Annotated in this window: 1 protein-coding gene; it reads right to left on the reverse strand. The window is 68.5% G+C overall.

The genetic code is table 11. The features are described 5' to 3' along the window. Nucleotides 1-520 (reverse strand): amidohydrolase family protein (locus HLUSI_RS0108055; RefSeq protein ID WP_016833484.1); only part of this gene is annotated, 520 nt, incomplete at both ends.

The raw sequence follows: 520 nt of genomic DNA on the forward strand, positions 1-520 counted from the left end.
CGTCGACGCCGAGGCCGACCGGCACGCCTGCGGCGATCATCTTGCGGATCGGGGCGATGCCGGAGGCCAGGCGCATGTTGGAGCAGGGGCAGTGCGCCACGCCGGTGCCGGTGCGTGCGAACAGGTCGATGCCGTGGTCGTCGAGCTGGACGCAGTGCGCATGCCAGACGTCGTGGCCGACCCAGCCGCAGTCTTCGGCGTATTCGGCCGGGGTCATGTTGAATTTCTCGCGGCTGTAGGCGATGTCGTTGACGTTTTCGGCGAGGTGGGTGTGCAGCGAGACCTTGTAGCTGCGCGCCATGTTGGCGGCCTCGCGCATGAGATCGCGCGAGACCGAGAACGGTGAACAGGGCGCGACCACGATGCGTTGCATGGCGTGGCGACTGTGGTCGTGGTAGGTCTCGATCAGGCGTTGCGTATCGCGCAGGATGTCGTTCTCGTCTTCGACCACGCGGTCCGGCGGCAGGCCGCCTTTCGACTGGCCGACGCTCATCGCGCCGCGCGCGCGCGCGCCGCGCGC

The organism is Herbaspirillum lusitanum P6-12, from assembly GCF_000256565.1.
In the GTDB taxonomy this organism is placed as follows: domain Bacteria; phylum Pseudomonadota; class Gammaproteobacteria; order Burkholderiales; family Burkholderiaceae_D; genus Herbaspirillum; species Herbaspirillum lusitanum.